Source organism: Rhizobium lentis (assembly GCF_017352135.1).
In the GTDB taxonomy this organism is placed as follows: domain Bacteria; phylum Pseudomonadota; class Alphaproteobacteria; order Rhizobiales; family Rhizobiaceae; genus Rhizobium; species Rhizobium lentis.
Genome location: NZ_CP071455.1, coordinates 807,549 through 829,088, shown reverse-complemented (window position 1 = coordinate 829,088; position 21,540 = coordinate 807,549). Strand labels below are relative to the sequence as shown.

At 61.3% G+C, this 21,540-nt stretch carries 21 protein-coding genes; 6 read left to right on the top strand and 15 right to left on the bottom strand.

Annotated elements, in window-relative coordinates:
* Positions 1 to 3: 3 nt before the first annotated feature.
* Together pdxA and J0663_RS26110 are read left to right on the top strand one after the other, a co-directional pair.
* Entirely contained in the window at positions 4 to 990 is a 987-nt protein-coding gene (gene pdxA, locus J0663_RS26115; RefSeq protein WP_207244892.1) for a 4-hydroxythreonine-4-phosphate dehydrogenase PdxA, read from the top strand.
* The gene (locus J0663_RS26110) at positions 991 to 1,200 is read left to right on the top strand and encodes a hypothetical protein (protein WP_207244891.1); all 210 of its coding nucleotides are present in this window, start codon (positions 991 to 993) and stop codon (positions 1,198 to 1,200) included. It abuts the gene before it with no gap.
* Here J0663_RS26110 and J0663_RS26105 read toward each other — a convergent pair.
* The 5 genes from J0663_RS26105 to J0663_RS26085 all read right to left on the bottom strand — a co-directional run bounded on the left by J0663_RS26105 (position 1,185) and on the right by J0663_RS26085 (position 5,263).
* On the bottom strand, positions 1,185 to 1,955 hold the full coding sequence (locus J0663_RS26105) for an ABC transporter permease (protein WP_207244890.1): 771 nt from the start codon (positions 1,953 to 1,955) through the stop codon (positions 1,185 to 1,187). The genes J0663_RS26110 and J0663_RS26105 overlap by 16 nt on opposite strands.
* Positions 1,952 to 2,740, bottom strand: coding sequence for an ABC transporter ATP-binding protein (locus J0663_RS26100; protein ID WP_207244889.1), 789 nt, complete (start codon positions 2,738 to 2,740; stop codon positions 1,952 to 1,954). The genes J0663_RS26105 and J0663_RS26100 overlap by 4 nt, the downstream gene beginning before the upstream one ends.
* An 8-nt stretch (positions 2,741 to 2,748) precedes the next feature.
* Positions 2,749 to 3,795 (bottom strand): ABC transporter substrate-binding protein, encoded by a 1,047-nt coding sequence (locus tag J0663_RS26095; protein WP_207244888.1) that lies wholly within the window; start codon positions 3,793 to 3,795, stop codon positions 2,749 to 2,751.
* 56 nt (positions 3,796 to 3,851) lie between these two features.
* Complete coding sequence (locus J0663_RS26090; protein WP_207244887.1) at positions 3,852 to 4,289, bottom strand: VOC family protein; 438 nt, start codon at positions 4,287 to 4,289, stop codon at positions 3,852 to 3,854.
* Between the two features lie 110 nt (positions 4,290 to 4,399).
* Positions 4,400 to 5,263 carry an AraC family transcriptional regulator gene (locus J0663_RS26085; RefSeq protein WP_207244886.1) on the bottom strand — a complete coding sequence of 288 codons (864 nt, stop codon included), beginning with the start codon at positions 5,261 to 5,263 and terminating at the stop codon, positions 4,400 to 4,402.
* A 414-nt stretch (positions 5,264 to 5,677) separates the two neighbouring features.
* Between J0663_RS26085 and J0663_RS26080 the strand changes: the two genes are divergently transcribed.
* The 4 genes from J0663_RS26080 to J0663_RS26065 are packed head-to-tail and all read left to right on the top strand — an operon-like array spanning position 5,678 to position 10,315.
* Positions 5,678 to 6,691 carry a sugar ABC transporter substrate-binding protein gene (locus J0663_RS26080; protein WP_207244885.1) on the top strand — a complete coding sequence of 338 codons (1,014 nt, stop codon included), beginning with the start codon at positions 5,678 to 5,680 and terminating at the stop codon, positions 6,689 to 6,691.
* A 60-nt stretch (positions 6,692 to 6,751) separates the two neighbouring features.
* On the top strand, positions 6,752 to 8,302 hold the full coding sequence (locus J0663_RS26075; protein WP_207244884.1) for a sugar ABC transporter ATP-binding protein: 1,551 nt from the start codon (positions 6,752 to 6,754) through the stop codon (positions 8,300 to 8,302).
* Positions 8,292 to 9,311, top strand: coding sequence for an ABC transporter permease (locus J0663_RS26070; RefSeq protein WP_207244883.1), 1,020 nt, complete (start codon positions 8,292 to 8,294; stop codon positions 9,309 to 9,311). Before J0663_RS26075 ends, J0663_RS26070 begins: the two co-directional genes overlap by 11 nt.
* A 2-nt stretch (positions 9,312 to 9,313) precedes the next feature.
* Positions 9,314 to 10,315, top strand: coding sequence for an ABC transporter permease (locus J0663_RS26065; RefSeq protein WP_207244882.1), 1,002 nt, complete (start codon positions 9,314 to 9,316; stop codon positions 10,313 to 10,315).
* Between the two features lie 23 nt (positions 10,316 to 10,338).
* Here J0663_RS26065 and glpK read toward each other — a convergent pair whose 3' ends face one another.
* The 10 genes from glpK to J0663_RS26015 form a co-directional block, all read right to left on the bottom strand.
* Positions 10,339 to 11,841 (bottom strand): glycerol kinase GlpK, encoded by a 1,503-nt coding sequence (glpK, locus tag J0663_RS26060; RefSeq protein WP_207244881.1) that lies wholly within the window; start codon positions 11,839 to 11,841, stop codon positions 10,339 to 10,341.
* Positions 11,842 to 11,990: 149 nt separating this feature from the next.
* On the bottom strand, positions 11,991 to 13,712 hold the full coding sequence (locus tag J0663_RS26055) for an ABC transporter substrate-binding protein (protein ID WP_207244880.1): 1,722 nt from the start codon (positions 13,710 to 13,712) through the stop codon (positions 11,991 to 11,993).
* A gap of 77 nt (positions 13,713 to 13,789) precedes the next feature.
* Positions 13,790 to 14,071 carry a DUF2160 domain-containing protein gene (locus J0663_RS26050; RefSeq protein WP_207244879.1) on the bottom strand — a complete coding sequence of 94 codons (282 nt, stop codon included), beginning with the start codon at positions 14,069 to 14,071 and terminating at the stop codon, positions 13,790 to 13,792.
* A gap of 14 nt (positions 14,072 to 14,085) precedes the next feature.
* Positions 14,086 to 14,913 (bottom strand): carbohydrate ABC transporter permease, encoded by an 828-nt coding sequence (locus J0663_RS26045; RefSeq protein WP_207244878.1) that lies wholly within the window; start codon positions 14,911 to 14,913, stop codon positions 14,086 to 14,088.
* Positions 14,914 to 14,927: 14 nt separating this feature from the next.
* Entirely contained in the window at positions 14,928 to 15,794 is an 867-nt protein-coding gene (locus J0663_RS26040) for a carbohydrate ABC transporter permease (protein ID WP_207244877.1), read from the bottom strand.
* Between the two features lie 3 nt (positions 15,795 to 15,797).
* Positions 15,798 to 16,868 carry an ABC transporter ATP-binding protein gene (locus J0663_RS26035; protein WP_207244876.1) on the bottom strand — a complete coding sequence of 357 codons (1,071 nt, stop codon included), beginning with the start codon at positions 16,866 to 16,868 and terminating at the stop codon, positions 15,798 to 15,800.
* A gap of 9 nt (positions 16,869 to 16,877) precedes the next feature.
* Positions 16,878 to 17,975 (bottom strand): ABC transporter ATP-binding protein, encoded by a 1,098-nt coding sequence (locus J0663_RS26030; RefSeq protein ID WP_207244875.1) that lies wholly within the window; start codon positions 17,973 to 17,975, stop codon positions 16,878 to 16,880.
* A 41-nt stretch (positions 17,976 to 18,016) separates the two neighbouring features.
* Complete coding sequence (gene glpD, locus J0663_RS26025) at positions 18,017 to 19,531, bottom strand: glycerol-3-phosphate dehydrogenase (RefSeq protein WP_207244874.1); 1,515 nt, start codon at positions 19,529 to 19,531, stop codon at positions 18,017 to 18,019.
* Positions 19,532 to 19,649: 118 nt separating this feature from the next.
* Positions 19,650 to 20,423, bottom strand: a complete 774-nt coding sequence (locus J0663_RS26020; RefSeq protein ID WP_207244873.1) for a DeoR/GlpR family DNA-binding transcription regulator — start codon at positions 20,421 to 20,423, stop codon at positions 19,650 to 19,652.
* Between the two features lie 158 nt (positions 20,424 to 20,581).
* Positions 20,582 to 21,373: a porin family protein gene (locus J0663_RS26015; RefSeq protein ID WP_207244872.1), complete on the bottom strand. Its 792-nt coding sequence runs from the start codon at positions 21,371 to 21,373 to the stop codon at positions 20,582 to 20,584.
* Between the last annotated feature and the right edge of the window lie 167 nt (positions 21,374 to 21,540).

The window sequence follows — 21,540 nt, the reverse complement described above, 5'->3', positions numbered from 1 at the left end:
TCAATGAACAGGAATGCGAAAGTCGCCGTGACGCTTGGCGATCCGGCAGGCGTCGGCCCCGAAGTGATCGTCAAGGCCCTGGCAGCGCTTCCGGTCGAAGAGCGCCGCGATTTCGTCGTTGTTGGCAATATCGAAGCGCTGGAACGCGCCGAGCGCGTCACCGGTGCCGGGCTGCGCTTCGGTCCGGCCGATGCCGCCGGCAACGACAAGATCGCCGTCGATGAGGTCGCGCTCGGCGCGGCGCTCCCCGAAATCGGCAAGGTCAGCCCGGTTGCCGGCGATGCCTCGGTGCGTTACATCACCCGCGCCGTCGATCTCGCCCTGTCGGGTGAAGCCGATGTCATCGTCACCGCACCGATCAACAAGGAGGCGATGAACCTTGCCGGTCACCACCATGACGGCCATACCGGGCTCCTCGCGCATCTCACCGGCGCGAAGAGCTCTTTCATGCTGCTTGCCTCCGAGCGGCTGAACACCATCCACGTCTCCACGCATGTTTCGCTAAAGGGCGCCATCGAACGCGCCAAGACAGAGCGCGTACTGGCGACCATCGAAGCCGGCCACAGACATTTCCTCCGCCTCGGAAAGAAAGCGCGCATTGCCGTCGCCGGCCTCAATCCGCATTGCGGCGAAAATGGCCTGTTCGGCACCGAGGACGTGGAGTTTTTGGCTCCGGCCGTCGAGCAGGCGCGGGCCAAGGACATCGACGTCGCCGGCCCGATCTCGGCCGATACGGTGTTTGCCCGCGCCTACAACGGCGCCTTCGATCTCGTCATCGCCCAGTATCACGACCAGGGCCATATCCCGATCAAGCTCGTCGCATTCGAAACCGCGGTCAACGTCTCGCTCGGCCTGCCGATCGACCGCGTCTCGGTCGATCACGGCACCGCCTTCGACATTGCCGGCACCGGGAAGGCCAACCACGTCAACATGCTCTCCGCCATCGCCTATGCCCGGCTGATGGCTCGCTCGCCGCGGCGGGAGGTGTGATTGTCGAATCTGCAAGCCTATAATATGGGGAAGCGGCGATCGCAGTCCGGCGATCCAAGAGCGACGACGCTTGGCACTACCAACATGACGCTGCGTTTTTCCTGGCGGCATTTTTCGCCGAAAGCCTTGCTGACGGCGGCCGGCATGCTGTCCCGACCCGGCAGCGCGGGGCAGCGTTCGCTCGTGCCGGGGCTTCAGCTTTGCCCCTGATGCAGCCGGCGGAAAATCCGCTCGATCTGGGCAACAACGGCAAAAAAGACGATGCCGGTGAGAGAAGCGAGCACGACGGCGGCAAAGAGCCTTTCCGCCTGATAGTTGAACGTCGACTGGATGATGACAGCGCCCAGCCCCTGGTTCGAGCCGATCCACTCCCCGACGATCGCGCCGATCACACAGGTGGTTGCAGAAATGCGCAGCGACGCAAACAGCAAGGGGGCGGACCGTGGTGCGCGCAGGCGCCAGAACGTTTCCCACCCACTTGCCGAAAGCACATGCATCAGCTCAAGCTCGCTTAAAGTCGCCAGATTGAGGCCCCGGGCGGTATTCACCAGGGTTGGGAAGAAGCAGATGAGAGCGGCGATGATGACCTTCGGGAGCATGCCGAGACCGAAGATGAGAATGATGATCGGCGCGAGCGCCAGCACCGGAATCGTGTTGAAGAGTAGGACAACGGGAAAATAGGCGGCCTGGAACCGCGGATTATAGACAAAGGCAACCGCCAGTATCACGGCGAGACTATTGCCCAGGAGGAATCCGAGGCCCGCCTCGCCCCATGTCGGGACGGCGTTCGACAGCAGGAAGCGCCATTCGATGCCAAGCGTACGCATGATTGCCAGCGGCGTGGGAACGATATAACTGGGAACACCGAGTGCGGGCACCAGCCACTGCCAGGCGAGGAGCAGGGAAAGGGCGCCGATAACCGGAAGGCTGAGCGCCTCTGTGAGCGACAACGGACGGTGCGTCATGCAGCCGCACTCCCCTCCTGGAGCAATCCTCGCAGATGGGCGGCGGTCTCCTGGACATCGAGGCTTTCGCGCCGACAGAGGCCGCGCTCGTCTTTCAGCGGTTTTAGGTCGATCAGCGCCTGGACGCGGCCCGGATTCGCGGCCAGGACCAGCACGCGTCCGCCGAGATAGATCGCCTCGACGACGCTGTGGGTTACGAACAGGATGGTCGTGCCGGTCCGGCGCCAGACGTCCAGAAGCTCATCGTTCAGTCGTTCGCGGGTGATTTCGTCGAGCGCACCGAAAGGCTCGTCCATGAGCAGGATATCCGGCTCGCATTGAAGCGCGCGCGCTATGGCGACGCGCTGGCGTTGCCCGCCGGACAATTGATGGGGATAGCGGTCGGCCAGATGCGACAGGCCGACCAGGTCGATCCAATGCTCGGGCCGCGGATCGACCGATCGCGAGATGCTCTTCTTCCCCACCTGCAGCGGCAGCGCGACATTCTCCCTCACGGTCCGCCAGGGTAACAACGTTGCGTCCTGAAAGACGAAGGCGACCTCGCGCCGCCGGCGCGCCTCCGAGGCAGTCCTGCCGAGTACCGACAACCGCCCGTCAAGGGGCGGAAGAAGGTCTGCCACCGCACGCAAGAAGGTCGACTTGCCGCAACCGGAAGGGCCGAGAATGGTCAGAAACTCGCCCCTGCCGACGCTGAGGTCGACGCCGGACAGAATGCGGGTCGTCTCGACAGCGCCGGCATAACCGATAGCCAGATTCTTGGTTTCGATGGCCACTGCTTCAGGCAAATCCGCTCTCACGCAATCTTTGGGCGGTCAGCCGCCGTCATATCCAATATCTCAGTCGTGTAGCAATCCTCCAGCTTCGGCGCGCCGCTCTTGAACTGGCCGATCTTGTCGTAGACGGAAATCTGCTCGGCGAGAGCGGCTGGATCGAAGCTGCCCCAGCCGTCCCTGCCGGTCTCTGCGTTGAAGCTCAGCGACAATATGCGCGGCACCGTCTTCAGTTCCACGGCAAGATCCAGCTGCGGATAGGCCTCCACAACCAATTTCACCGCCTCTTCGGGATGTTCATGCGTCCAGGCCCAACCCTTGGCGACGGCACGCAGCACACTTGCCAGCGTCTCGGCATGGCCGGTCACGGCATCGTCGGTGGCGAAATAGACATTGGCATAGGATGGCAGGCCCGTGTCCTTCATCATCAGGTCGATGCGGTCGGGGCCGATGACGGAAAGGGCCTGCGTGTTGGTGATCCATCCGGTGACCGCATCGACCTGGCCGGTCGTCAACGGCGTCATGTCGAAACCGATATTGGAAATGGCCAGGCTCGAGGGATCGATATTGTTCTTGAGCAGAATGGCATCGAGCACGTAACGCGCCGTCGGCTGGATGCCGATACGCTTGCCGACCATATCCTTGACGGTGCGGACCGGCGCCTTGGGCAGCGAATAGAAGGCAAAAGGCGCCATGCGGAAACCGCAGGCGAAGATCTTGATCGGCACGCCGGATGACCGGGCAAGAAGAAGCTGTGCCGAATCCGAGAATTGACCGAGCTTCGCATCACCCGTGATCACAGGCGGCACCGTTGCCGAATTCGGACCGCCAGGGGAGAACTCGACGTCGAGACCCTCGGCCTCAAACAGGCCTTGCTTGGCGGCAACGATATCGCCGATCTGTCCGTTGCTCATCAACCAATCGTATTTGATGACGACTTTGGATGCGGCGGCGCTCGAATGACGCGGTACGAACACGCTGATCCCCGCCGTCGCCGCGGCAAGAGCAAAGGCTCCTCCCTTCAGGACGCTACGTCTGCCGACCGTGATCTGTTTGTCATCTCCGTTCATTTGCTTGCCTTCCCCTTGTTGGTTTGCCGGACGGCTGGCTCGGCCGCTTATGCTCGTTATCGCTGGTCGATGTCGCCGATCGGGCCGCCTTCTGACCACGCATAGATCTCCCAGAGATTGTCGTCGGGGTCGGCGAAATAGCAGCATCGCGCATTCCAGACGTAATTCTGCGGCGGCGCGTGGAAGAGCACGCCGGCAGCCTTCAGCTCCGCATAGGCAGCATCGACCTGCTCTGGCGAGGCAAGCTCGATGGCCGCGCAGGCCTTGTGCACGCCCGGAGGAGCCCGGCGGCTTGAGACACCGGTATTCTCGGCGATATGGGCGATCTCCCAGAGCGCCAGCGTCACGCCCGCCCCTCTGAAATCGGCAAAGCCTGGAGCGCGGCGGCGCGGCCTGAAGCCAAGCCGCTCGACATAGAAGGCAGACGCTCTTTCGATATCCTCAACCAGAAAACAGATGTCGGTAATCGGATTGGTTTGGGCAAAAGCGGTCATACAGGCCTCCTGATGGGAAAAGCCTCGCAGACCACAGCCTCAAGAGATTTCAAATTCGTGCGGTTATCTTTCGCAAAATTGCTGATTCACCGTAGGGGGAGACGGCCGGTTCAAAGACGGACCGAACGCTGGTATTCCTTCGGTGTCGCCCCCATCAGGCGGCGAAAGACGCTGGAGAAATGCGCCTGGCTGGAAAAGCCTGTAGCGTAAGCGATGCTTGCGAGCGTCTCCTTGCCATCGGCGAGATAAAGTCGCGCCCGCTCGATCCTGCGTTCGAGGACGAAGCGATGCGGCGCCAAGCCCGCCGCCCGTTTGAATTCCCGGCTGAAATGAAACGGGCTCATGTGGGCCACACCCGCCAGTTCCTCCACACTCAAATCGGATTTGCCAAGCAGGTTCTCGATGTAATCGATCACGCGCCGGAAATTCTCCGACGTCAGCGGACGATCGCCGGCCTCAGGTCTGGCGCCCAGCAGTTTTACAACGCAACAGGCGAGCGCCATTCCCAGATGCTGCATCAAAAGCAGGTCGTCGCGCCCGGTCTTCTCGACGGCAAAAGCAAGAGAAAGCGCAACCTGCAGCGTTGTCGGATCAGTCGTCGCGCTTAGTGCATCACTATCCCAATGCTCCGGCTCGAAGCGAGTGTCCCCGAGGCTGCTGTAGAGCGCAGGTGACTGGAAAATCGAGATATAATCCGCCGCATCGCCCTCGACTTCAAGAACCGTGGCAGCCGGTTGAAATCCCAGGGTGAACGGCGGCCTCTCAACTCTGCGGAACGCCCCGCTTCCAAGCCGATAGGCATATTTGCCGTGCGCCGTGCGGTTGATCGAAATCCTATGAAGCGAGCCTTTCGAAATCATCTGCCCCGCAGCGCTGCGATAGGTCTCGACGATCATGTCGCGTTGAACGAAGGCCTTGTAGCCTCCAAGGGATGGCCGGCTTATTGAGAAAATCTGCGGGTCGATATCTGGCATCGTTTCATTCTCCCTGGCAGGGAAGAGGCAAATTGCGCGCCAAACGGAAGCCAAGCTCGCGCTTGATATCAACGTCGTGGGATAAAACCCGACGGTGCCCATTTAAATCGTGATTTTATCACAGCTGTCATGTCACGTGGCGCCACGGCCTAGCCGGCATTCATCCTCGGCAAATTTGGTAGCGTGCGCAAGAATTATGCAACACATGTTTCTTTCTGATCGGTGACTGCAGACTTATCGCTCCCAACAGCGCGCGGCATCTGAAATCATTCCCGGCCACGGCAAACCGCGGCCAGGAACGCGCTTTTGCTCCGTCCACTCTTTTCCCCGGAGATGGTCTTTTTGGAAATTCGTTTCTCTCCATTCCTGTTAGTACACTTAATTTATAGACATAGATCAATATGGAGAGTGGCAATGACCATTGAAAAATTCGGAAGCGGTCTCGGAAGGCGAGACCTGTTGAAACTGTCCGCCGCGGCCGGGGCTGCCGTCGCCGGTGCGTCGCTGATCGGGCAGAAGCCGGTATTGGCTGCCGACGGCGAATTGTCGCTGAAGGGCAAGCGCATCGCCATCAGCGCAACCGGCACCGATCACTTCTTCGACCTGCAGGCCTATAATGCCCAGATCGAAGAGGTAAAGCGCCTCGGCGGCGAGCCGATCGCCGTAGATGCCGGGCGCAACGACGGCAAGCTGGTTTCGCAGCTGCAGACGCTGATCGCCCAGAAGCCGGATGCGATCGTGCAGATCCTCGGCACGCTCAGCGTCATTGATCCGTGGCTGAAGAAGGCGCGCGATGCGGGAATCCCGGTTCTGACCGTCGACGTCGGCTCGACCAACTCGATCAACAACACCACCTCCGACAATTGGGGCATCGGCAAGGACTTGGCGCTGCAGCTCGTCTCCGATATCGGCGGCGAAGGCAATATAATCGTCTTCAACGGCTTCTATGGCGTGACCCCCTGCGCGATCCGCTACGACCAGTTGGTCAACGTCGTCAAATATTTCCCGAAGGTAAAGATTCTCCAGCCGGAACTGCGCGACGTCATCCCGAACACGGTACAGGACGCTTTCACCCAGATCACGGCGATCCTCAACAAATATCCGGAAAAGGGATCAATCAAGGCAATCTGGTCGGCCTGGGACATCCCGCAGCTCGGCGCGACCCAGGCGCTGACGGCAGCAGGGCGGACCGAAATCCGCACTTATGGCGTCGATGGCAGCCCCGAAGTGCTACAGCTCATCGCCGATCCGAATTCGCCTGCCGGCGCCGATGTCGCACAGCAGCCGGCAGAAATCGGCCGCACAGCCATCCGCAACGTCGCCAAGCTGCTCGCCGGCCAGACGCTGCCGCGCGAGACCTATGTTCCGGCGCTCCTCGCCAACAAGACCAATGTCGGCGAAGTCACCAAGAAACTAGGCATCGGCTGACAAGACTCCAGAGCGATCCGGCCACACCGGATCGCTCGGAATCTGCCCGGAGAAATCGACATGACGGCCATTTCGTTGAAGCAGCCGGTAACGGTAGGCAACGACATCCTCCGCTTCGAAGGCATCGTCAAGCATTTCGGCGGCGCGCAGGCGCTTGCCGGTGCGTCGCTGCTCGTCAGGCGCGGCACCATCCACGGTCTCGTCGGCCAGAACGGCGCCGGCAAGTCGACGCTGATCAAGCTGCTGGCCGGTCTTCACCAGCCGGATGGCGGTCTGATCGAGATCGAAGGGAAAGCTTTCGACAGGCTGACGCCGCATCTTGCCGAAGAACTCGGCATCCACTTCATTCACCAGGACAGGCTGCTGGTGCCGACCTTCACCGTCGGCGAAGCGCTGTTCCTCGGCCGCGAACCGTGCATAGTTGGCACGCCGTTCCTGGACCGGCGGCGGATGCAGCGCCGTGCTTCCGAGATACTCAACGACTATTTCGGCGTCCGCCTGCCGAACACTGCCCTGATCGGCGAATTGTCGACCGCCGAAAAGCAGATCGTGCAGATCACCCGTGCGTTGCTCAATCAGCCGAAGGTACTCGTCTTCGACGAGCCGACGGCGGCACTGGTGCGCCGCGAGGCCGATATCCTTTTCCGGCTGATCCGCCGCCTGCGCGATGAAGGCGTGACCATCATCTATATCTCGCACTACCTGAACGAAATCGAGGAACTTTGCGACCACGTCACTGTGCTGCGCAACGGTCTTGATGTCGCTTCCGTACCGATCGGCGAGACTTCATCCGCAGCGATCGCCCGGCTGATGGTCGAGCGGGATATCAAGGAGATGTTTCCGAAGCCTGAGGTTACGTTCGGTGCAGAGATCCTCAAGGTCGAGCAGCTGTCGGCGCCGGGAAAATACAGCGACATCAGCTTCTCGCTTCGCCGCGGCGAGGTGCTCGGGCTCACCGGCCTGCTCGGCTCCGGCGCAAAGGAACTGGTTCGTGCTCTCTTCGGTCTTGAGTTACCATCTTCCGGCCAGATTGAAATCAACGGCAAACCGGCCCGATTTGCCAATCCGACGCAGGCTGCCGGCCACGAGATCGCGCTTGTGCCGGAGGATCGGCGCCGCCATGGCATTGCGCTCGATCTCAGTGTTGCGGAAAATGCCAGCCTTTCCAGCCTCGGCCGCTTCACGCGCTTCGGCTTTCTCGACCGCAAGCGCGAGCAGCGCGAGATCGATGCCCTGATCACGCGGCTGCAGGTGAAAGCCAGCGGGCGCAATGCCCTATTGCGCACGCTCTCGGGCGGCAACCAGCAGAAGGTGGCGATCGCCAAATGGCTGAGCCGACACTCCGAAGTCTATCTCCTCGACGAACCGACGGTCGGCGTCGATATTGGCTCCAAGGTCGAGATATACACGCTGATCGGCGAGCTTGCGGCGCGAGGCGCCGGCGTGATCGTGCTGTCTTCGGATCTGCCCGAACTCATCGGCATCACTGATCGTATCCTCGTACTCTTCCGCGGTCGTGTGGTGCGGGAATTCATCTCGTCGGAGACCACGGCGGATGCGGTGCTGGCGGAATCGACCGGATCGTCGGAGGGACAGCGCCATGTCGGCTGAAGTGGAATTCGCACCTGCCGGCTTATCGGCAATAGAACCGCCTCTGCGGCCGACCGGCACCATCGCGGCTGCGGCGCTGCGCTTCGGATCATTGATCGCTTTTGCAGCCATTCTCATCGTCTTCTCGCTCACAGCCCCTTATTTCCTCAGTGTCGGCAATATCGGCAATGTGCTTGGTCAATCCGCGATTTCAGGCGTGCTCGCCATCGGGCTGACGGTTGTTTTGATTGCCGGTGGCTCCAATGTCGTCACCGGCGGCATCGATCTCTCGCTCGCGGCCAATATGGGTCTCAGCGCCGCCGTCTACGCCACCTTGACCCAACTCGGCTACGGCGACGCGGCAGCGATCTCGGCGGCAATTGGGACAGGGGCGCTGATCGGCACCGTCAATGCCATTGCCGTCGTCTATGCCGGCATCGTGCCGTTGCTTGCTACACTTGCCGTGATGAACGTCGTCGCCGGCCTCGAACTGGTGCTGACCCAGAATACCGTGCTGCCGGCCTCAACGCCCTTCCTCTCGGCGCTTTCGGCGTCCGGTCCCTCAGGCCTGCCCGTTCTTGCCTACGTGCTTCTCGGTTTCACGGCACTTGCAACGGCTATCGTCCAATACACGCCGGTTGGCCTGCGCCTTTATGCCGTCGGCGAGTTCCCCGATGCTGCGCGCGCCGCCGGCCTGCCGCTTCGCCGGCTACTATCAAGCGCATTCGTCGCCAGCGGCGTGTCCGGCGGAATCGCCGGTATCTTGAGCGTCTCTTATCTGAGCGGCAGCACGACCGGCTCCGGGGAGATGCTGTTGCCCGTCGTCGTCACCGCTCTGCTCGGCTCGGTTTTTTCGCGCCGGCTGGTTCCCACGATCACCGGCACTTTCCTCTCGGCCCTGCTGGTCGGTTTCCTCACAAATGGCTTCCAGCTGCTCAACATTTCGAGCACGCTGGTCAGTGGCGTCCAGGGCGCGCTCATTCTCATCGTGGTCTCAGCGACCACCCTGTTGCGCCGGCAGGAGGCTTGATCATGTCGCTGCTGACTTCAACATCAGCCTTCACCGACTTGCCGCGGCTCATCGCTGCCGGCGTGGTGCGTTACGGGCTCATTCTGGCGCTCGTGGCGGTGTCCGCCATCTTCTCCGCGGCAACGCCGACATTTCTGACGCTCGCCAACCTTCAGAGCATCCTGGTCAACAATTTTACGCTGCTTGCCATCGTATCCATCGCCATGACCTTCGCCGTCTCCTCGGGCGGCATCGATCTCTCTGTGGGAACGGCAATGGATTTTGCCAGTTTCGCCTTCGTCTCCCTCGTGCTGGCGGGTCAGCCGGTGGCGATTGCGGCCCTTGCCGGACTGGCGGCAGGAGCACTCGTCGGTGCCTTCAACGCGCTTCTGATCTCAGGGATCGGCGTCTCTCCCTTCCTTGCAACGCTCGGCACGCTGTTCATCGGCCGAAGCGTGCAGCAATTGTTGACCAATGGCGGCAATCCTGTCTACCTGCCGCCGAGCGGCGTGCCGGAAGCCTTTCGTTTTCTCGGCCACGGCACGATCGCCGGCCTTGCGGTGCCGCTTGCGGCCGCAATCCTCATCATAGCTGCCGCAGCGGTCGTCTTTGCCCGCACGCGGTTCGGCCGCGTCATCCTCTCGATCGGCATCCAGCCGGCGGTCGTGCGCTATTCCGGCATCGGAACATCGACCCATATCGCCGCAACCTTCGTCATCGTCGGCTTGATCGCAGCCGTCGCCGGGCTGATCCTGACGGCGACCGTCACCGTGTACATCCCCTCCTCCGGCAATGCCTTCCTGCTGAACGCCATTGGCGCCACCTTCATCGGCACGACGCTCAGCCCGTTCGGGCGGCCGAACGTCGGCGGCACCGTGCTTGGCGTGCTGCTGCTCAGCATCGTCGCCAACGGGCTGCTGTTGACCGATCTGAATTTCTATTGGCAGCAGGTTGGCACGGGCACGCTGATCTTCGCCGTGCTCGCCCTGAGCTTCATCAACAGGAAAGCAGCCGGCCACGCGTGAGAGCTGCCGCATCGCAAAACAGGTCAGCCCGCCGAGGTTTCCGAGATCATCCGCGATACGGCGTTTTTCCAGCCGATGATCTTGCCCTGCCGCTCGGTCTCTTCCATCGAAGGGCTGAAGCGGCGGTCGCAGGCCCAAGCCTCGGCAAACTCGCGCTTGTCGGGCCAGATGCCGGCTTTCGAGCCGGCGAGCCAGGCGGCCCCCAGCGCCGTCGTCTCGCGGATCGCCGAGCGATCGACGGGATTTCCCGTGATGTCTGCCAGGCACTGCATCGTCCAATCCGACGCTGCCATGCCGCCATCGACGCGCAATACGGTTCCTAGCTGGTTGGCCCCCCAGTCCTTCTTCATCGCGACGAGCAGGTCGAGCGTCTGGTAGGCGACGGATTCGAGCACGGCGCGGGCAAATTCCGCGGGGCCGCTGTTTCGCGTCAGGCCGAAGATCGCGCCGCGCGCAGCCGGATCCCAATAGGGCGCGCCGAGCCCGGTGAAAGCCGGAACGATATAGACCTGCTGTCCGGGATCCGCCTTGGTCGCAAGACCCCCGGCCTCGGAAGCATGATTGATGATGCCAAGGCCGTCGCGCAGCCATTGCACAGCCGCACCCGCTATGAAAATCGAGCCTTCGAGCGCGTAAGTGGTCTCGCCATCAAGCCGGCAGGCGATCGTCGTCAACATTCGGTTCGACGAGGAAACGCGATCCCGTCCGGTGTTCAGGAGGGCGAAGCAGCCCGTGCCATAGGTGGATTTCATCATACCGGGCTCGAAGCAGGCATTGCCCACGGCCGCGGCCTGCTGGTCGCCGGCGACGCCAAGGATCGGAAGCGCGGCGCCGAACAGCGCCTCGTCGACCCGGCCGAAATCATCGGCGCATTCCCTGACCTCGGGAAGCATGGCTGAGGGAATACCGAGAATGCCGAGAAGCTCCTCGTCCCATGCGCCATCGTCGATATTGTAGAGCAGCGTTCGCGACGCATTGGTCGCGTCGGTGGCATGCACTCGACCATCCGTCAGCTTATAGATCAGCCAACTGTCGATGGTGCCGAAGCAGACCTCGCCAGCCTCGGCCTTCTCGCGCAGGCCATCGACATTGTCGAGCAGCCAGCGCAGCTTCGTGCCGGAAAAATAAGGATCGAGCAGCAGGCCGGTCTTGGCGCTGAACAGTTTTTCGTATCCATCAGCCTTCAGGCTATCGCACATTTCGGCCGTGCGCCTGTCCTGCCAGACGATCGCGCGGTGAAGCGGCGTACTGGACTTGCGGTCCCAGACGACTGCGGTTTCGCGCTGATTGGTGATGCCGATCGCGGCGATCGCGTCGGCGTCCAAGCCGGCATCGGCGATTGCCCCGCGCACTGTATCGACAACGGACTGCCAGATTTCGGCGGCGTCGTGCTCGACCCAGCCGGGCTGCGGATAATATTGGGTGATCTCCGCCTGGGCCGAGCCGGCCATTTTCATGTCGCCATCGAAGACGATGGCGCGCGAAGACGTCGTGCCCTGATCGATCGAAAGAATATAGCCGCTCATATCCGTCTCCAGCTCACGCGAAACCGCTCCGCCTGCCGGGAGCGGCAGGACGCGGACGTCTCATGAGAAAGATTGTGGGGTGCCACCGGCTTGCTACCGGTGGCAGGAAGTTGTGGCCGGAGGCCTCGTCGCCTCCGGCCGGGTCCGCCTTACTTCTGCCAGCTCTTGACGAGTTCGTCGTAGTTGACAGTGATCGGCTTGTCCTTCTCGTTCTCGATCTTCAGCTGCGGTGCAAGGTTGCCCTTCGCGACGGCATCCTTGTTCCAATATTCAAGATCGTGCTCTTCGGCGAGCTTCGGCCCGATATCGCCCTGGACCTTGGCGCGTTCGAGGCGCTGCAGCACCTTTTCCTGTTCGGCGCAAAGCGAGTCCATCGCTTCCTGCGCCGTCTTGGCGCCGGAGGACGCGTCACCGATCGCCTGCCACCAGAGCTGTGCGAGCTTCGGATAGTCAGGAACGTTCGTACCGGTCGGCGACCACTGCAGGCGAGCCGGCGAACGGTAGAATTCGATCAGGCCGCCGAGCTTCGGTGCGCGGTCGGTGAAGGACTTGTGATCAAGCGTCGACTGGCGGATGAAGGTCAGGCCCATGTGGCTCTTCTTCACGTCGACAGTCTTGGAGGTGACGAACTGGGCATAAAGCCAAGCCGCCTTGGCGCGGTCATCGGGCGTGGACTTCATCAGCGTCCAGGAGCCTGCGTCCTGATAGCCGAGCTTCATGCCGTCCTTCCAGTAGACGCCATGCGGGCTCGGTGCGAAACGCCATTTCGGCGTGCCGTCGGCATTAACGACCGGCAGGCCTTCCTTGACGAAATCGGCGGTGAAGGCCGTGTAGGTGAACATCTGCTGAGCGACTTCACCCTGCGAGGGGACCGGGCCGGATTCGGAGAAGGTCATGCCCTGAGCGGCAGCCGGTGCATAGGCCTTCATCCAGTCCAGATATTTCTGGATGGAGTAGACCGCTGCCGGGCCGTTGGTGTCGCCACCGCGCGCTACGCACGAACCGACAGGACGGGAGTTCTCGTCAACCTTGATGCCCCATTCGTCGACCGGTTTGCCGTTCGGAATGCCTTTGTCGCCGTTGCCGGCCATCGACAGCCACGCATCGGTGAAGCGCCAGCCGAGCGACGGGTCCTTCTTGCCGTAGTCCATGTGACCATAGACCTTCTTGCCGTCGATCTCGCGGCCGGTGAAGAACTCGGCAATATCCTCATAGGCCGACCAGTTGACCGGCACGCCGAGGTCGTAGCCGTACTTCGCCTTGAAGTCCGCCTTGTTCTTCTCGTCGTTGAACCAGTCGTAGCGGAACCAGTAGAGGTTCGCGAACTGCTGATCCGGCAGCTGGTAGAGCTTGCCGTCAGGCGCCGTGGTGAAGGACTTGCCGATGAAGTCGTCTATGTCGAGGCCGGGATTGGTGACATCCTTGCCTTCGTTGGCCATCCAGTCGGTCAGCGAGCGGGCCTGCTGGTAGCGCCAATGGGTGCCGATCAGGTCCGAGTCGTTGATATAGGCGTCATAGATGTTTTCGCCCGACTGCATCTGCGTCTGCAGCTTTTCGACCACATCGCCTTCGCCGATCAGGTCATGGGTGATCTTGATGCCGGTGATCGCGGTGAAGGCCGGAGCCAGCACCTTCGATTCATATTCATGTGTGGTGATCGTTTCGGAAACGACCTTGATGTCCATGCCGGCGAAGGGCTTCGCAGCATCGACGAACCACTGCATTTCCTTTTCCTGGTCGGCGCGGGAAAGCGTCGAGAGATCCTTGACTTCCTTGTCGAGGAAGGTCTTTGCCTCGTCCATCCCGGCATAGGCCGTTGCAGTCATCGCCAGCAGCAGACCTGCTGTCGTCGTCAATAAGTGCCGTCGCATAATATCCTCCCAGGGTTTGCGATTGCAGTTACGTCTCAGGCGGCCAGTACCCCCGGCCATCTGTCTTCTCCTTGCCGTCACACGTAGCGGAACACGCCGATGGCGTAGACCACGGAGGCGGCAAGAGCCCACCACAGGTTGGGCCCGACGAGCCCAAGCCATGCAAGATGAATGAAAGCGCTGCCCAGCAGCGAAATGAAGAGCCGGTCGCCGCGCGTCGTCTCGAAACGCAGCACGCCCGTGCGCGGCGATCCGCCCGGCGAAAAAAACTCCCAGACGCTCATGGTGATGAGAAGCGCCAGGATCGTCAGGAAGAACAGCGTCGTCGGCAGCGTCCAGGCCATCCAGGAAAAGTTCATGACCGTATTCCTCCTCAGACGCGGCCCAGGGCAAAGCCCTTGGCGATGTAATTGCGAACGAAATAGATGACGAGCGCGCCGGGAATGATAGTCAGCACGCCGGCTGCCGCCAGTACGCCCCAGTCCATGCCGGCTGCCGAAACCGTACGTGTCATGATCGCCGAGATCGGCTTTGCCGCGGTGGTCGTCAACGTGCGAGCAAGCAGCAATTCGACCCACGAGAACATGAAGCAGAAGAAGGCGGCGACACCGATGCCGCTTGCGATGAGCGGCATGAAGATCTTCACGAAGAAGCGAGGGAATGAGTAGCCGTCGATATAGGCGGTCTCGTCGATTTCCTTCGGCACGCCGGACATGAAGCCTTCGAGGATCCAGACCGCCAGCGGCACGTTGAACAGGCAATGGGCCAGCGCCACCGCGATATGGGTATCGATCAGGCCGAAGGCGGAATAGAGCTGGAAGAAGGGGAGCGCGAAGACGGCCGGCGGCGCCATCCGGTTGGTGAGCAGCCAGAAGAACAGGTGCTTGTCGCCGAGGAAGCGGTAGCGCGAAAAAGCGTAGGCGGCCGGCAGCGCTGCAAGCACCGAAATGACCGTGTTCATCACCACGTAAATGATCGAGTTGATGTAACCGCTATACCAGGACGGATCGGTGAAGATGACGGCGTAGTTCCGCAGCGTCGGGTTCTGCGGCCAGAGCGAGAAGGCGCCGGTGATCTCGGCATTCTCCTTGAAGCTCATGTTGATCAGCCAGTAGATCGGCAGGAGCAGAAAGAGGATGTAGAGCGTCGTAACCACCCAGGAGAGGTTTCCAGCGGGCTTGTATTTGATTGTCGAACGCATGGATCTCTCCTTTCTCAAGCGTTGGCGTCGCTGCTGGTCATGACCGTGTAGAAGATCCATGACAGCAACAGGATGATCAGGAAGTAGATGATCGACATCGCCGCGGCGGGGCCGAGATCGAATTGGCCGACAGCCATCTTCACGAGATCGATCGACAGGAAGGTCGTCGAGTTGCCGGGGCCGCCGCCGGTGACGACGAATGGCTCGGTATAGATCATGAAACTGTCCATGAAGCGCAGGAGAACGGCGATCAGCAGCACCCGCTTCATCTTCGGAAGCTGGATGTAGCGGAATACGGACCAGCGCGAGGCGCCGTCGATCTTGGCCGCCTGATAATAGGCGTCGGGGATCGAGACGAGGCCGGCATAGCAGAGCAGCACGACGAGGCTCGTCCAATGCCAGACATCCATGACGATGACGGTCACCCAGGCATCGACCGGATCGCGGACATAGTTATAGTCGAGGCCCATCGCCTCAAGGGTATGGCCGAGCAGGCCGATGTCGACGCGGCCGAAGACCTGCCAGATAGTGCCGACAACATTCCACGGAATGAGCAGCGGCAGCGCCATCAGAACGAGGCAAACGGGAACGCCGATGCCCTTCTTCGGCATGTTGAGAGCAATGAAGATGCCGAGCGGGATCTCCAGCGCCAGGATGATGAAGGAGAAGAGCAGGTTGCGCTCGAGCGCTTCCCAGAAGCGGTCGGAATGCAGCGTCTGGACGAACCAGTCGGTGCCTGCCCAGAAGAATTCGTTATTCCCGAACGTATCCTGAACCGAATAGTTGACGACGGTCATCAGCGGGATGACGGCCGAAAAGGCGACGAGCAGCAGCACCGGCAGCACCAGAAACCAGGCTTTGTTGTTCCACGTCTTCTGCATGGCTCAGGCCTCCCTGCCGACACGCCAGCTGTCGGCGTAAATGCTGATGGCGGACGGATCGAAGGTGACGCGGGCATCCGTCGGGATGTCGGCATCCTCATGCACGACGATCGCAATCGGCTGGCCGGCGAAGCGGGCGCGCACGATCTTCTGCCGGCCGATATCTTCGACCTTGGTGATGTTGACCGGCATGCCTTCGCGTCCGAGGCGGATGAATTCGGGGCGGATACCGAGTTCGGTTTTGGAACTGCCCGCGGTCTTCGGCGCGTAATCGAGCGTCAGCACCTCGTCTCCGACCTTGACGGCGCTGCCGTCGACCTGCGCCGGCATGACGTTCATACCCGGCGAACCGATGAAATAACCGACGAAGGTGTGGCTCGGCCGCTCGAAGAGCTCGGCCGGCGTGCCGATCTGAACGATCTGGCCGTCATACATGACGACGACCTTCTCGGCGAAAGTCAGCGCCTCGGTCTGGTCGTGGGTGACATAGACCATGGTGAAGCCGAACTGCTTGTGCAGCCGCTTCAACTGCGAGCGCAGCACCCATTTCATATGCGGATCGATGACGGTCAGCGGCTCGTCGAAAAGGATGGCGTTGACGTCGTTGCGCACCAGGCCACGGCCGAGCGAGATCTTCTGCTTCTGGTCGGCTGTCAGCCCCTGCGCCTTGCGCTTGGCCCAGCCGGCAAGATCGATCATCTCCAGGATGTCACGAACGCGCCGGTCGACATCGGCCTCCGCCACGCCGCGGTTGCGCAGGGGGAAGGCGAGATTGTCGTAGACGGTCATCGTGTCGTAGATGACGGGGAACTGGAAGACCTGCGCGATATTGCGGCTCTGTGTGGAAAGGTTTGTCACATCCCTCCCGTCGAACAGAATGCGGCCGTGCGACGGCTGCAGCAGTCCCGAGATGATGTTGAGCAGCGTGGTCTTGCCGCAGCCGGAAGGACCGAGCAGCGCATAGGCGCCGCCGTCGTTCCACTCGTGGTCGACTTCCTTCAGCGAATAATCCTTCTCCGACTGCGGATTGGCTCCGTAGGCGTGGCGGATATGGTCGAGCGTAATGCGTGCCATTGTGCTCTCCTATGCCTTTGCCGCTGCAGCGGCAGCGTGGCCGACCGTGGCGATAGCGTGGCCATCGGCGCCGAAGGCCAAGAGGTGACGCGTGTCGAGGAAGGCCTCGATCTCCATGTCGGGATCGATGTCGTGAATCCCGTGCGCCAGCATCACCCAGCGCACGCCGTCATATTCCAGGTGAACGAAGCTTTCCGAACCGGTGATCTCGGAAACCAGGGTGCGCGCCTGCAGGCGGGCCGCCTCACCAGTCTGCGGCTTGAAGCCGAGGTGATGCGGGTGGAAAGCAATGGTCACCGGCCCGTCCGGCACGGCGGCCAGATGCGAGGGGACCGGAAGCGCCGCGCCGCCCTGACGCGTGAAGACATTGCCCGACTTGGTGACGTCGAGCGTGTTCAGCGGCGGATCGGCGAAGATGCCGGCTGTGGCAAGGTCGGCGGGACGGCGGTAGACATCGATCGTCGGCCCGAACTGGGTAACCCGCCCCTCGTTCAGCGTCGCCGTATTGCCGCCGAGCAGGAGCGCTTCGGAAGGTTCGGTTGTGGCATAAACAAAGATCGCACCGGACTGGGCGAAGATCTTCGGCAATTCCTCACGGAGCTCCTCGCGCAGTTTGTAATCCAGGTTGGCAAGCGGCTCGTCCATCAGCACCAGGCTGGCATTCTTGACGAGCGCGCGCGCCAGCGCGGTGCGCTGCTGTTGGCCGCCGGAGAGATTGAGCGGCGTGCGATCGAGATAGGGTGTGAGCTTCAGAAGCTCGGCCGCCTTGCGCACCTCGCGGTCGATGGTCGCGCCATCCTTGCCCGAGATGCGCATCGGCGAAGCGATGTTCTCGTAGACGGTCAGCGCCGGGTAATTGATGAATTGCTGATAGACCATGGCGACATTGCGCTTCTGCACCGGCATGCCGGTGACGTCAGCGCCGTCGAAATGAACGGAGCCAGCGGTCGGACGGTCGAGCCCGGCCATCAGCCGCATCAGCGACGTCTTGCCCGACAGCGTCGGCCCGAGCAGCACGTTCAGCGTACCACGCTCGAGGACCAGATCGGTCGGATAGATATGATAGTCCGCGCCCACCATCTTGGCGGCGTTTCGCAGTTCCAGCATTCCGATTCCCGTGCCTCCACGCAGCGGGGACCACATGCCGCCTATCCGGCCATCGCCGGTCTGGCAGCCATGTACTCCTCCAGTGATTGAGCCTGCTCCTTCGAAAGGCGCAGACCATCCTTTGTTCTCCTCCACAGCACGTCTTCGGCGTGCCGGGCCCATTCATGTTCGACGAGGTATCTGACCTCGGCCTCGTAAAGATCGCCGCCAAACAGTCGCCCGAGGTCGTCGATGCCGCGGGCATCGCCAAGCAGCAGCTCCGCCCGCGTGCCATAGCGGCGCACCAATCGGCGAGCGTGCCCATCTGTGAGGAAGGCATAACGCCGCTTCAGCTTGGCGACCTCATCCTCATATCCCTGGACCGCGAAATTGCCGCCGGGCAAGTGGCTTTTGGCCGTCCACGGAGCGCCCTTGACGCCGATTGCGGCACCGATCTTCTCCAGCGCATGTTCGGAAAGCCGGCGATAGGTGGTGAGCTTGCCGCCGAAGACGTTGAGCAGCGGCGCGGCCCCACCCTCGCCTTCCAGCTTCAGCACATAGTCGCGCGTCGCCTCCTGGGCCTTCGAGGCGCCGTCGTCGTAAAGCGGCCTGACCGCCGAATAGGTCCAGACGATATCCTCCGGTCGCACCGGCTCCTTGAAATATTCCGAAGCCGCGTTGCAGAGGTAGACGGTCTCCTCCTCGGAGATCCTGACGTCCTTGGGATCGGCGGTGTAGTCCCGGTCGGTGGTGCCGATCAGGGTGAAATCGCCCTCATAGGGGATGGCGAAGATGATGCGGTTGTCGGGGTTCTGGAAGAAATAGGCTCTGGGATCGTCGAACTTCTTCTTCACGACTATATGGCTGCCCTGCACAAGACGGACATGGTGGGCTTCGTTCTGGCCGAAAGCGGACCGGATGACATGATCGACCCAGGGACCGGCGGCATTGACCAGCATGCGGGCCTGATGGCTGTCGTTGCGGCCGGTGATCGTATCGACGGTCTCGATATGCCACAGGCCGTTCTCGCGCCTCGCCGCAACCACCTTGGTGCGCGGCAGGATGGTCGCCCCCTTGTCGGCGGCATCGCGGGCATTCAGCACCACCATGCGGGCATCGTCGACCCAGCCGTCGGAATATTCGAACGCCCGCGTAAACAGCGCCTTCAGCGGCTTGCCGGCCGGGTCCTTGCGCATGTCCAGAACCGACGTCGCCGGCAGCAGCTTGCGGCCGCCGAGATGATCGTAAAGGAAGAGGCCGAGCCGGATCAGCCAGGCGGGGCGAATGCCGCCCTTGTGATAAGGCAATACGAAGCGCAGCGGCCAGATGATGTGCGGGGCCATCGCCCAGAGGATCTCGCGCTCCATCAGCGATTCACGCACCAGCCGGAACTCGTAGTGCTCAAGATAACGCAAGCCGCCATGGATCAGCTTGGTGGCGCCCGACGAGGTCCCGGAGGCGAAGTCGTTCATCTCCGCCAGCGCCACCGAATAGCCGCGTCCGACGGCATCGCGGGCAATGCCGCAGCCGTTGATGCCGCCACCGATGACGAATATGTCGTGAATCTCCCGGCCCAATATCCCCTCCGAGCCCGCTGCGGATTTCGCATTGCACAAATCTGCGCGATTGCGAAAGCGAGATCACTTAAAACGAAAGGAATGCGAATGTCAAACGAATGTTTCGCGGATTTTTTGTTTAGCGTGTTTTGCCGTTCGTTTCGATCAGTTTCACATTGTTTTCGCGGCACAGGTTGCGGATCGACGGTACCGGACAGTGGTCGGTGATGAAGGTATGAACCTGAGAAAGCTGGCCGATTCTGACCGGCGCGGTGCGCTCGAATTTCGTCGAATCAGCAACGAGGATGACATGCCGGGCATTGGCGATGATCGCCTGGGCGACCTTGACCTCGCGAAAATCATAGTCGAGCAGCGCGCCGTCCGCGTCGATCGCCGAAGCGCCGATCACGGCGTAGTCGACCTTGAACTGCCGGATGAAATCGACCGCCGCCTCGCCCACAATGCCGCCGTCCGAACCGCGCACGACGCCACCGGCAATCACCACTTCGATCGCCGGGAATAAACGCAACCTATTGGCGACGTTAATATTATTGGTGATAACCATCAGCTCGTGATGATTGGCGAGTGCCTCTCCCACCGCCTCAGTCGTCGTTCCGATATTGATGAAGAGCGAAGCGCCGCTCGGGATCAGCTCGACGGCAGCAATGCCGATCGCCTGTTTCTCGGACGCGGCGATTTGGCGGCGCGCCTCGTATTTGACATTCTCCGTCCCGCTCGGGAATGTGGCTCCGCCATGGATGCGCGTCAGCACCTGCGCATCGCAGAGATCGTTGAGATCCTTGCGGATCGTTTGCCGCGTTACCGAAAAGCGGGCGGCGAGTTCCTCGACCAGAACCCTGCCGCTAGACTTCGCGATTTCCACGATTTCGGTTTGTCGGTCGCTCAGGAACATGGTGCACACCTTTCGATCTGCTTTCGTTTCTAAAGAAAGCGAACGGCGGTGCAATGCCTATTTGTCAGTAAAGGCGCTCCGTGGTCATTTCTGCAATAATACTGCTCAGTCCCTTCATTTGAGAAGGGACACATAAAGCCAGCTTCTTTTTCAACCTGCTAGAAGTGAAACGCTATCCCTAAAATCGGACCCTGCTCGACCACGTCAAAGACAAAACCGTCATTGTTGCTGTAGTCCACGCCCATCGCACGGTAGCCCGCGACGGCAGAGACTGTGTTGGTAAATTTATAGCCGAGCCCCACCGCCACGTCCCAGTCGACATCCGCGCCACCGCCGCCGACAAGGCCCCATCCGGTGAGATAGAATTCCGGCGTGAAGAAATAGTTGCCCCTGACACCGGCCATGGCGTCGACCCACGTGGCACCGTCGTCCCTTTCACGACCATCCAGGATACCGCCGTTAAAGGCAATATTCGTATCGACCGACCACACCCTCACGCCGCCGACAATATCGAGATGACCCGACTGGTCCTCGAGCACCGAATAGCCGGCTCCGAGAAGTCCGGCGAACGTCTTCGAAGTCACATCGACGCTATCAGCCAGAATCCCGCGGCGCGTATGCCCGTCGGCGCCAAGCTTCGTGTAGATGATGTCGCCGAATATGCTGTAACGGTCATATCGTGCCTCGCCGGCTCCCATGAAGGCAAAGTCCAGATTCTGCAGAATATCGCTAAAGCTGGAGTCGATGTGAACCTCCGGTAATCCGAACTGCGCCGTATCTCCGGAAATCCCGGCAGCCCAGAAATATGGCGCGGCTGTGATTGTCCATCCGGTCGGGCTTTCGACCACCTTCGCCTCCGGCGCCAGTGGCGCGACGTCCGCCGACCAGCCAGGCGATGCGATCGCAAGGCCGGCGCAAAACACAACTACAGGCACAAGAATAGCTTTCATGATCGACTCCGCTCCCCCGTCGTCGGCGACCGATTAACGCCAAGACCTACCAATCTCAATTCGCCGATAGGCAATCTGCAGGAAAAATCGAAAGTACTTAAGTAACTTATGGTTACATTCTTTCGCGACGATTTGCCAGATGATTGATCGAGTGGAAATTGGTATAG

Excerpts from the sequence above, each read along its gene's own strand:
- J0663_RS26020 (WP_207244873.1), bottom strand. The coding sequence starts at position 20,423 with ATGTTCCTGAGCGACCGACAAACCGAAATCGTGGAAATCGCGAAGTCT.
- J0663_RS26095 (WP_207244888.1), bottom strand. The coding sequence starts at position 3,795 with ATGAACGGAGATGACAAACAGATCACGGTCGGCAGACGTAGCGTCCTG.
- J0663_RS26030 (WP_207244875.1), bottom strand. The coding sequence starts at position 17,975 with ATGCTGGAACTGCGAAACGCCGCCAAGATGGTGGGCGCGGACTATCAT.
- J0663_RS26035 (WP_207244876.1), bottom strand. The coding sequence starts at position 16,868 with ATGGCACGCATTACGCTCGACCATATCCGCCACGCCTACGGAGCCAAT.
- J0663_RS26040 (WP_207244877.1), bottom strand. The coding sequence starts at position 15,794 with ATGCAGAAGACGTGGAACAACAAAGCCTGGTTTCTGGTGCTGCCGGTG.
- J0663_RS26070 (WP_207244883.1), top strand. The coding sequence starts at position 8,292 with ATGTCGGCTGAAGTGGAATTCGCACCTGCCGGCTTATCGGCAATAGAA.
- J0663_RS26065 (WP_207244882.1), top strand. The coding sequence starts at position 9,314 with ATGTCGCTGCTGACTTCAACATCAGCCTTCACCGACTTGCCGCGGCTC.
- glpK (WP_207244881.1), bottom strand. The coding sequence starts at position 11,841 with ATGAGCGGCTATATTCTTTCGATCGATCAGGGCACGACGTCTTCGCGC.
- J0663_RS26015 (WP_207244872.1), bottom strand. The coding sequence starts at position 21,373 with ATGAAAGCTATTCTTGTGCCTGTAGTTGTGTTTTGCGCCGGCCTTGCG.
- J0663_RS26045 (WP_207244878.1), bottom strand. The coding sequence starts at position 14,913 with ATGCGTTCGACAATCAAATACAAGCCCGCTGGAAACCTCTCCTGGGTG.
- J0663_RS26080 (WP_207244885.1), top strand. The coding sequence starts at position 5,678 with ATGACCATTGAAAAATTCGGAAGCGGTCTCGGAAGGCGAGACCTGTTG.
- J0663_RS26085 (WP_207244886.1), bottom strand. The coding sequence starts at position 5,263 with ATGCCAGATATCGACCCGCAGATTTTCTCAATAAGCCGGCCATCCCTT.
- J0663_RS26075 (WP_207244884.1), top strand. The coding sequence starts at position 6,752 with ATGACGGCCATTTCGTTGAAGCAGCCGGTAACGGTAGGCAACGACATC.
- pdxA (WP_207244892.1), top strand. The coding sequence starts at position 4 with ATGAACAGGAATGCGAAAGTCGCCGTGACGCTTGGCGATCCGGCAGGC.
- J0663_RS26055 (WP_207244880.1), bottom strand. The coding sequence starts at position 13,712 with ATGCGACGGCACTTATTGACGACGACAGCAGGTCTGCTGCTGGCGATG.
- J0663_RS26050 (WP_207244879.1), bottom strand. The coding sequence starts at position 14,071 with ATGAACTTTTCCTGGATGGCCTGGACGCTGCCGACGACGCTGTTCTTC.
- J0663_RS26105 (WP_207244890.1), bottom strand. The coding sequence starts at position 1,955 with ATGACGCACCGTCCGTTGTCGCTCACAGAGGCGCTCAGCCTTCCGGTT.
- J0663_RS26090 (WP_207244887.1), bottom strand. The coding sequence starts at position 4,289 with ATGACCGCTTTTGCCCAAACCAATCCGATTACCGACATCTGTTTTCTG.